The organism is Pseudomonas sp. RW407 (assembly GCF_003176655.1).
GTDB classification, from domain to species: domain Bacteria; phylum Pseudomonadota; class Gammaproteobacteria; order Pseudomonadales; family Pseudomonadaceae; genus Pseudomonas; species Pseudomonas delhiensis.
The window spans coordinates 632,060-639,396 of record NZ_QGSL01000029.1; the positions used below are offsets into that span (position 1 = coordinate 632,060).

At 66.5% G+C, this 7,337-nt stretch carries 6 protein-coding genes; 5 read left to right on the forward strand and 1 reads right to left on the reverse strand.

Features of this window, described 5'->3' with window-relative positions; genetic code table 11:
• Window positions 1-462: 462 nt before the first annotated feature.
• Complete coding sequence (locus DK254_RS03700; RefSeq protein ID WP_109932302.1) at window positions 463-765, reverse strand: PsiF family protein; 303 nt, start codon at window positions 763-765, stop codon at window positions 463-465.
• Between the two features lie 176 nt (window positions 766-941).
• On the opposite strand from DK254_RS03700, the gene DK254_RS03705 reads away from it, so the two are divergent.
• The 5 genes from DK254_RS03705 to DK254_RS35030 form a co-directional block, all read left to right on the forward strand.
• Window positions 942-1,166, forward strand: a complete 225-nt coding sequence (locus DK254_RS03705; RefSeq protein WP_109932304.1) for a hypothetical protein — start codon at window positions 942-944, stop codon at window positions 1,164-1,166.
• A gap of 163 nt (window positions 1,167-1,329) precedes the next feature.
• On the forward strand, window positions 1,330-2,799 hold the full coding sequence (locus DK254_RS03710) for an inorganic phosphate transporter (protein WP_109932306.1): 1,470 nt from the start codon (window positions 1,330-1,332) through the stop codon (window positions 2,797-2,799).
• Window positions 2,800-2,809: 10 nt separating this feature from the next.
• Complete coding sequence (locus DK254_RS03715) at window positions 2,810-3,286, forward strand: prepilin peptidase (protein WP_109932308.1); 477 nt, start codon at window positions 2,810-2,812, stop codon at window positions 3,284-3,286.
• Between the two features lie 89 nt (window positions 3,287-3,375).
• Window positions 3,376-5,271: a methyl-accepting chemotaxis protein gene (locus DK254_RS03720; protein ID WP_109932310.1), complete on the forward strand. Its 1,896-nt coding sequence runs from the start codon at window positions 3,376-3,378 to the stop codon at window positions 5,269-5,271.
• A gap of 576 nt (window positions 5,272-5,847) precedes the next feature.
• On the forward strand, window positions 5,848-7,337 hold a 1,490-nt coding region (locus tag DK254_RS35030), incomplete at its 3' end, for a methyl-accepting chemotaxis protein (protein ID WP_109932977.1).

Here is a 7,337-nt window from a genome sequence, read left to right on the forward strand (position 1 = left end):
CCGGTTGTTTCTTGGAAGTCCGTGGGGCGCATAACGCCTACGCCGTTATCCGCCGAATCGCCCACGCCGGACGCCCCGGTGACACGGCCAACGGCGGATAACCGCGAACGGTTATTCGCCCTACGAGTTCGCCGGCTGACTCTGCGTTATCCGCCCACGCCGAACGGCCCCCTCTCCCTTCAGGGCGGGCCGCGTAGGCGAGGGTTGGGGAGAGGGGACGGACTTCGCTCTGGCACCTCTGCCAAACCTTGACTCCGCTCCCCCTCCCTAACCCTCCCCCGCAAGCGGGAGAGGGGACCGTTCGGTCTGGTGCGGAACCCCGAAGCTCCCGGGCTCCCCGTAGGGCGCATAACGCCTACGGCGTTATCCGCCAAATCGCGGACAAGGTCCGCTCCTACGGGGGTAGGAAAACGCTGTCGTAGAATGGGTTGAGCCTGCGAAACCCATGGGGCCGCCCCCGGGCTATTTCTTCAGGCAACCACTCATGAACGTCTTGCGCTCGTCGCCCTTGAGCGCCTTGGCCGCGGCGTCCTTGTTGCACTGGGCCATCTTCTCCTGCTGCGGGGTGAGTTTCTTGCCGGTGTCGCCGCCGCCGGCCTTCAGGCAGTTGCTCATGAAGGACTTGCGCTCGTCGCCCTTGAGCGCCTTGGCGGTGGCGTCGGCGTTGCAGGTCTTCATCTTTTCCTGCTGGGCGGTGTTGGCGGCGAAACCCTGCACCGAGAACAACAGGGCGCACAGCAGCAGGGGAAGGCGGAGCTTGATCATGGAGCGGTCTCCTCGAATGATGATCGCTTCCTGAGCGTAGCCTGCTGTTACATTTGTGCGAGCCCACCTCCGCGCGCGCTACCCGGCTGACAGCGCCCCGGCAGCGGTTATAATCGCGCCTGCTATGCTTTTCCCGCATATCCCCATCCATCAGCCACACGCCATCAGGAACACAGGTGACGAAAGACGAACTGCGCGCCGAACTGGAGCGCCAGGAACAGCGTTACAAGGATGTCTACGGCGGCGAGGTCACCCTCTACGCCGCCCAGCCCGACCCCGACAAGAAGCCCTGGCGCAAGCGCCCGTCCGTGCAGGACAAGGCCTTCGACCGGGAACTGGAGAAGATGCAGAGCGACCTGCAGAAGGCGCAACAACGCCAGGCCGAACAGGACGCGACCTGAGCGGCGGCGGCCCCGCGAAAACGTTGCAGCGCATTGCCCGCAGCGCTGCAAGCCCCGTGCGACCGGGTGTCGCGAGATTCCGAGAATCGCTTCAGGTTTCAGACGACATCCTATCGCTTCTGGCATAATCGCCGCCCCGTCACCGACCGGTCACAGAAACTTCATGTTCGATCTCTTCAGCGGACTCGACCTCTGGGTAGGCATCAGCCTGGTGCTGGCGCTGGGCTTCGTCCTGGCCTTCGAGTTCATCAACGGCTTCCATGACACCGCCAACGCGGTGGCCACGGTGATCTACACCAAAGCCATGTCGCCCTACCGCGCGGTCATTCTCTCCGGCATCTTCAACTTCCTCGGCGTGCTGCTCGGTGGCGTCGGCGTGGCCTATGCCATCGTCCATCTGTTGCCGGTCGAACTGCTGATCAACGTCAACAGCGGCCACGGCCTGGCCATGGTGTTCTCCCTGCTGGCCGCGGCCATCGCCTGGAACCTGGGCACCTGGTACTTCGGCATCCCCGCCTCCAGCTCGCACACCCTGATCGGCTCGATCCTCGGCGTGGGCCTGGCCAATGCGGTGATCACCGGCGTGCCGCTGGCCGACGGGGTGAACTGGCAGAAGGCGATCGACATCGCCATGTCGCTGATCTTCTCGCCGCTGGCCGGCTTCTTCGTCGCCGCCCTGGTGCTGATCGGACTGAAGTGGATGTACCCGCTGTCGAAGATGCACAAGACCCCGGAAACCCGCCGCGAAGTCGACGAGAAGAAACACCCGCCGTTCTGGAACCGCCTGGTGCTGGTGCTCTCGGCCATGACCGTGAGCTTCGTCCACGGCTCCAACGACGGCCAGAAGGGCATCGGCCTGATCATGCTGGTGCTGATCGGCATCGTCCCGGCCAAGTTCGTCCTCGACCTCAACAGCACCACCTACCAGATCGAACGCACCCGCGACGCCGCCATCCACCTCAGCCAGTTCTACCAGCGCCACACCGACGTGCTCGGCGACATGCTGGCCCTGGGCAAGGGCGCCGACGGCGAGATGCCCGAGCTGTACCGCTGCGAGCCGAAGCAGACCGAGTCCACCCTCAAGGGCCTGCTGAGCGACATCAAGGGCATCTCCAGCTACAACGAACTGTCCGCCGACAGCCGCGTGCAGGTGCGCCGCTACCTGCTGTGCCTGGACGACACCGCGAAGAAGGTCGGCAAGCTCGACAGCCTGCCGGCGCGCGAGAAGGCCGACCTGGAGAAGCTGCGCAAGGACCTGACCAGCACCACCGAATACGCGCCCTTCTGGGTGATCATCGCGGTGGCCCTGGCCCTGGGCGTGGGCACCATGGTCGGCTGGAAGCGCGTGGTGCTCACCGTCGGCGAGAAGATCGGCAAGCAGGGCATGACCTATGCCCAGGGCATCAGCGCCCAGCTCACCGCCACCGCGGCGATCGGCATGGCCAACCTCTACAGCCTGCCGGTGTCCACCACCCACGTGCTGTCCTCCGGCGTGGCCGGCACCATGGTCGCCAACCGCAGCGGCCTGCAGGGCGGCACCGTGCGCAACATCCTGATGGCCTGGATCCTCACCCTGCCCACGTCCATGGCCCTGGCCGCCGGCATGTTCTGGCTGGCGTCGCGCTTCTACTGACAGCCAGGGGATGCTGACGACACTGGCGCTGTGCGCCTGGCTGGCCGCCTGTGCCGTCCAGGACCTGCGCCGCCGCCAGGTGGACAACCTGCTCACCCTCGGCGGCCTGGCCATGGCCGCCGGCCAGTTGCTCCTCACCGGCCACAGCCTGACCCAGCACGCCCCTGCCGCCGCCCTCGCCGCGGCCGGCCTGGGCCTGCTGCTGAGCCTGCCCGGCTACCTGCTGGGCAAGCTGGGCGCCGCGGACGTCAAGCTGCTCGCCGCGCTGGGCCTGGCCAGCGATCCCTACAGCCTGCTCTACGGCCTGGCCCTGGCCTGCCTGGTGACGGTGGCGCTGATGCTGGCGAGCAAGCTTTCCCTTGAGTCGCAACGGCTGCCGAAGGCCTTCGAAAGCTGCCTGAAACCCTTCGACCTGAGCCGCTCGAAGTCCTTTCCCTTCATCTTCTCGATCTTCTGCGGCTACCTGCTGCAACTGTCATTCCTCTGACGCCAATCATCCGCGCCGCCGGCTAAAGTTCTGCCCGGCGCCGCCGATACAGCCTGCCCACTCCGTCGTTCCCGCAGGATGCTCTACCCATGCTTCGCTCGCTGTCCTTCGCCAAGAAGATCCTTCTGGCAGCCTCCCTCGTGGTGATCTTCGCCTTCGCCTGCTTCATCCTCTTCAACGACTTCCGCCAGAGCCGCGCCATCCAGGAGGACACCGAGACCTCCCTGCGCGAGATCGGCAGCCTCACCGCCAGCAACATCCAGAGCTGGCTGGAAGGCCGCATCCACCTGGTGGAGATGGAGGCCGCGCAACTGGCCGACGGCGAGCCGACCGCCGAGCGCATCCAGCACGTGCTGGAGCAGCAAGTGCTGCAGCGCAACTTCGAATCGGTGTACCTGGGCGAGGCCGCCAGCGGCGTCTTCACCATGCGCCCCTACTCGCCCATGCCCGACGGCTACGACCCGCGCCAGCGCGGCTGGTACAAGGACGCCGTGGCCGCCGGCCGGCTGATCGTCACCGAGCCCTTCCTCGACGCCGGCACCAAGGAGCAGATCCTCGCCATGTCGGTGCCGGTCATGCGCAACGGCCAGTTGGTCGGCGTGGCTGCCGGCGACATGAAGCTGGAGACCATCACCGCCATCCTCAACTCGCTGAAGTTCGACGGCGACGGCTACGCCTTCCTGGTCAGCGACGCCGGCAAGGTCCTGTTGCATCCGGACGCCGGCAAGGTGTTCAAGAACCTCGCGGAAATCTACCCGCACGGCGCGCCGCAGGTCCGCCCGGGGGTCCAGGAGGTCGACGTCGACGGCCGCACCCAGCTGGTCTCCATGACCCGCGTCGAGGGCCTGCCGGGCGTGTCCTGGTACGTCGCCCTGGTGCTGGACAAGAGCGCCGCCTACGCCATGCTCAGCGACTTCCGCACCTCGGCCATCATCGCCACCCTGGTGGCCATCGTCGCCATCATCTTCCTGCTCGGCATGCTCATCCGCGTGCTGATGCAGCCGCTCACCGCCATGGGCCGCGCCATGCAGGACATCGCCCAGGGCGAGGGCGACCTGACCAAGCGCCTGAAGGTCGACAGCCGCGACGAGTTCGGCATGCTGGCCGAGGCCTTCAACCGCTTCGTCGAGCGCATCCACGAATCCATCCGCGAGGTGGCCGGCACCGCGCGCCAGCTGCATGACGTGTCGCAACTGGTGGTCAACGCCTCCAACTCCTCCATGGCCAATTCCGACGAGCAGGCCACCCGCACCAACAGCGTGGCCGCGGCGATCAACGAGCTGGGCGCCGCCGCCCAGGAAATCGCCCGCAACGCCGCCGACGCCTCGCACCACGCCAGCGACGCCAGCCACCAGGCCGGCGATGGCCGCCAGGTGGTGGAACAGAGCATCGCCGCGATGAACCTGCTGTCGGAGAAGATCAGCTACGCCAGCACCCACATCGAGGCGCTGAACAGCCGCACGGTGAACATCGGGCAGATTCTCGAAGTCATCAAGGGCATCTCCGAGCAGACCAACCTGCTGGCGCTCAACGCCGCCATCGAGGCCGCCCGCGCCGGCGAGGCGGGCCGCGGCTTCGCCGTGGTGGCCGACGAGGTGCGCAACCTGGCGCACCGCGCCCAGGAATCGGCGCAGCAGATCCAGGGCATGATCGAGGAACTGCAGGTCGGCGCCCGCGAGGCGGTCAACACCATGGGCGAAAGCCAGCGCTACAGCCTGGAGAGCGTGGAGATCGCCAACCGCGCCGGCCAGCGCCTGGCCAGCGTCACCGGGCGGATCAGCGAAATCGATGCGATGAACCAGTCGGTGGCCACCGCCACCGAGGAACAGACCGCGGTGGTGGACTCGCTGAACATGGACATCACCGAGATCAATACCCTCAACCAGGAAGGCGTGGAGAACCTGCAGGCCACCCTGCGCGCCTGCGCCGACCTGGAAAACCAGGCCGGCCGCCTGCGGCACCTGGTGGACAGCTTCCGTATCTGATCCGCCATCCATGAACAAGGCGCCTGCGGGCGCCTTTTTCATGTTCGCAAGATGCCACCTGTAGGAGCGGGCCCTGCCCGCGAATCGCGCGCAGGGCGCGCTCCTACAAGGGTGCGAGGCATGGGCACCCGTAGGGCGTATAACCGTTCGCGGTTATACGCCGATACACCGACCTCATGCCCGACCTCCCGGCCGAGAGCGGAGTGCCTGGGAACCAGGACCAAACGGCGGATAACGCCGTAGGCGTTATGCGCCCTACGTTCCATTCGCGGTCCGTTCCCATGCCCGGCCCATCGGCGCCCCACGCTTCTTTCTGCCTTTCACCCGCCGACCGCTACCGTTCGTCCGCCTCGCTAAAGCTTCCTACGGAAAATGCCGACTTCATGTCTGAAAGCCGCATCAGCCGGCGCTTCAGCCCCGGGCAAGGGCTTACCGGCACAGGAGTGCCATGGGCCGCACGCCATCCGCGAGCGGCCCCCACCGCCGCCCTACCCGGCGCGCGGTCTGTAGTCCGGGAGCCCCGAACCATCGTCGGGGCCCCCAATCACTGGCCCCCTCCCTGGATGCAAAAACAAGATGATGAAGAACCTGAAGTTCAGCCACAAAATACTGCTGGCCGCTTCTTTGGTGGTTTTCGCCGCATTCGCGCTCTTCACCCTGTACAACGACTACCTGCAGCGCAACGCCATCCGCGCGGACCTGGAGTCCTACCTGCAGGAAATGGGTGAAGTGACCGCCAGCAACATCCAGAACTGGCTCAGCGGGCGCATCCTGCTGGTCGAGCACAGCGCCCAGAGCATCGGCCGCGACAGCTCGCCGGCCACGCTCGGCGCCCTGCTGGAGCAGAAGGCGCTGACCTCGACCTTCAGCTTCACCTACCTCGGCCAGGCGGACGGCACCTTCACCATGCGCCCGGACGACAAGATGCCCGACGGCTACGACCCGCGTACCCGCCCCTGGTACAAGGACGCTCTGGCCGCCGGCGGCACCACCCTGACCGAACCCTACGTCGACGCCGCCACCGGCCAGCTGATCATCACCATCGCCACCCCGGCCCAGGCCGCCGGCAAGACGGTGGGCGTGGTCGGCGGCGACCTCAACCTGCAGGCCATCGTGCAGATCATCAACTCGCTGGATTTCAGCGGCATGGGCTACGCCTTCCTGGTCAGCGGCGATGGCAAGGTGCTGGTCGCCCCGGACAAGCAGCAGGTGATGAAGAACCTCAGCGAGATCTACCCGCAGAACACCCCGCGGATCGGCAACGGCTTCAGCGAGAGCGAGCTCAACGGCGCCACCCGCATCCTCGCCTTCGCCCCGGTCAAGGGCCTGCCTTCGGTGAACTGGTACATCGGCCTGTCCATCGACAAGGACAAGGCCTACGCCATGCTCAGTACCTTCCGCACCTCGGCGGTGATAGCCGCGCTGGTCGCCATCGTCGCGATCCTCCTCCTGCTGGGCATGCTGATCCGCGTGCTGATGCAGCCGCTCACCGCCATGGGCCGCGCCATGCAGGACATCGCCCAGGGCGAGGGCGACCTGACCAAGCGCCTGGCGGTGCACAGCCATGACGAGTTCGGCACCCTGGCCGAGGCCTTCAACCGCTTCGTCGAACGCATCCACGAGTCCATCCGCGAAGTGGCCGGCACCGCGCGCCAGCTGCATGACGTCTCGCAACTGGTGGTCAACGCCTCCAACTCGTCCATGGCCAACTCCGACGAGCAGGCCAACCGCACCAACAGCGTGGCCGCGGCGATCAACGAACTGGGCGCCGCCGCCCAGGAGATCGCCCGCAACGCCGCCGACGCCAGCCACCATGCCAGCGACGCCAGCCACCAGGCCGGCGACGGCCGCCAGGTGGTGGAGCAGACCATCAGCGCGATGAACCAGCTGTCGGAGAAGATCAGCTACGCCAGCACCCACATCGAGTCGCTGAACAGCCGCACGGTGAACATCGGGCAGATTCTCGAGGTCATCAAGGGCATCTCCGAGCAGACCAACCTGCTGGCGCTCAACGCCGCCATCGAGGCCGCCCGCGCCGGCGAGGCGGGCCGCGGCTTCGCCGTGGT

Coding starts and splice junctions, on each gene's coding strand:
- DK254_RS03710 (WP_109932306.1), top strand. CDS start 1,330: ATGTTCGATCTCTTCAGCGGACTCGACCTCTGGGTAGGCATCAGCCTG.
- DK254_RS03715 (WP_109932308.1), top strand. CDS start 2,810: ATGCTGACGACACTGGCGCTGTGCGCCTGGCTGGCCGCCTGTGCCGTC.
- DK254_RS03720 (WP_109932310.1), top strand. CDS start 3,376: ATGCTTCGCTCGCTGTCCTTCGCCAAGAAGATCCTTCTGGCAGCCTCC.
- DK254_RS03700 (WP_109932302.1), bottom strand. CDS start 765: ATGATCAAGCTCCGCCTTCCCCTGCTGCTGTGCGCCCTGTTGTTCTCG.